The following is a 271-nucleotide window of genomic DNA, read 5'->3' as shown; positions in this document are numbered from 1 at the left end:
ATGGAGGATGGCCGCATACTCAGTGACCGGCGCAACCACGCCGCGGACATCGACAGCAAGGAAAACCCCGCATGAAGCTGCCCGCCTTCCACCCGTCATGGCGTACGCACGCTGCGCGCCTGCTCCGCCGTGGCGGCCTCGCGCTGGCCATCGCGTCGCTGCTGCCGGCCTGCTCGCCCTCGGGCCCGGCACCGGCCGACACCGACACCGGCGCCAAGCCCGCGGCCGCCTACGTCGCCGTCGCGCGCGGCAGGGTCGACATCGAAGGCGG

1 pseudogene is annotated in these 271 nt (G+C 73.4%); it reads left to right on the top strand.

What is annotated here, in order from left to right:
• Positions 1-71: 71 nt before the first annotated feature.
• Positions 72-271: pseudogene (locus UUA_RS18445) on the top strand (secretion protein HlyD); the annotation flags it as partial.

Origin of the sequence: Rhodanobacter thiooxydans LCS2 (assembly GCF_000264375.1) — a bacterium.
In the GTDB taxonomy this organism is placed as follows: Bacteria; Pseudomonadota; Gammaproteobacteria; order Xanthomonadales; family Rhodanobacteraceae; genus Rhodanobacter; species Rhodanobacter thiooxydans.
The sequence above is the reverse complement of the archived record's forward strand: the minus strand, read 5'-3'. Positions and strand labels throughout refer to the sequence as shown.